The sequence below is a fragment of the Streptomyces sp. NPDC031274 genome (assembly GCF_055570235.1).
The window spans coordinates 1-1,422 of sequence record NZ_JBVIHP010000225.1 but is presented as its reverse complement, the minus strand read 5'-3'; the positions used below and the strand labels follow the sequence as shown (position 1 = coordinate 1,422).

At 64.6% G+C, this 1,422-nt stretch carries 2 protein-coding genes; both read right to left on the bottom strand.

What is annotated here, in order from left to right:
• Positions 1 to 526: TauD/TfdA family dioxygenase (locus tag ACZ5CR_RS45175; RefSeq protein ID WP_468869460.1), on the bottom strand; the 526-nt coding region annotated here is incomplete at its 3' end.
• A 116-nt stretch (positions 527 to 642) separates the two neighbouring features.
• Positions 643 to 1,422: NAD-dependent epimerase/dehydratase family protein (locus ACZ5CR_RS45170; RefSeq protein WP_468869455.1), on the bottom strand; the 780-nt coding region annotated here is incomplete at its 5' end.

The following is a 1,422-nucleotide window of genomic DNA, read 5'->3' as shown; positions in this document are numbered from 1 at the left end:
GAAGTGCACACCAGCCGGGACGGCCGGGAGGGGCCTCGCCGCGCTGGTCGTGCGGGAACGTCCGGTACAACACCGCCAGCAGATCGGGACGTTCGCTCAAAGCGAGGTTGTGGAGGGCTTTGCTGGAGACCAGTTGACTGTGTCCGCCCTCGACGGCGGCGCGGATGCACAGCAGACCGATGACGTCCGTACGGTCGGCGTGAAAGGCGAGCGCGCTGGAACTGTGGTGGCCACGCTGGGTGGGAACTGCGATCTTCGCCCCTTGATCCTCGACCCGAGCGATGAAGTTCCCTGCGCGTGTCTGCGAAACGGGCGCGCCGATCAACCGGCCGAACAGCCAGTACGCTGCTTCCACCAGCTCGAACTCGGCATGGACCGGGAAACCGGTGAGCTGGACGAAGCCGGGGAAACCGGCGAGACGCCGGTGTACGTGCCCGACCAGGGAACGCGTCGCGGGCCCGACCGGGGGAAGCGATGCGTCGGGGTCCTTCTCAGCTGCCTTGTCAAGGAAATCGCGGGCCAGCATGAGCAGTTCGTCCCCGACTTGCTGCGGAACTGGAAGGCGCCACCGTTCAGGGTCAACGGACAGGTCCGCTCCGAGCCAGTCTCCCGCTACCGCTGTCGGTGCGCTGCGTATTCCGTTCATACGCCACTTCCAGTGCGGCAATCAGTCGTGAAGTCCGGCTGCGGCCCGCCGGCCCGGCACCGTCCAGCCGGATCACCGCGCTGGACGGATGCGGACACGGACAGAAGGTCGCTGTAGCGCTCATGGGTGTAATCGGCGAACTCGCCCGCGGTGAGTGAATCTCTTATCTCTCTGATGCCGTCGACGACCCTCAGGTCCGCGCGAAACCCGATGCGCTTCTCCATACGGTCGAAGCTGACCCGGTAATTCCGTACGTCGGTGGCGGAATCCAGCGTGACGAGTTCAGATCCCGGCACCTCGGCCGTGATCAGCCGGCCTATGTCGGCGAGTTGGTAGCAGTCCGCGGCGGAGCCGCAGTTGTACACCTGCGGTACGGAGGGTGTGGCGCCTGCTTCTACTGCCAGTTGCAGCGCCTTCGCCGCGTCGTTGACGTGGAGGAATGGCCGCCATTGTTTTCCGCCGTAGACTTCGATCTTGCTGTTACGGACCGCGTTCGCCGTCATCACGTTCACCGCGAGGTCAAATCTCATGCGCGGCGCCAATCCATACAGCGTGGCGAGTCGCACGATCACGGGCGTGAATCCGACATCCTGACTCACCAGCAGATGATGTTCGGCGCGAACCTTGGACTGCGCGTATTCCGAATGCGGTTGCAGAGGTGAGTCGATGTCCGCCACCTCGTCGACGGCACCGTAGTTGCTGCAGGTCGAGGAGAAGACGAAGCGGGACACCCCGGCCTTGCGGCATTCCGTGGCCAGCCGCACGGTGGCAAGGTA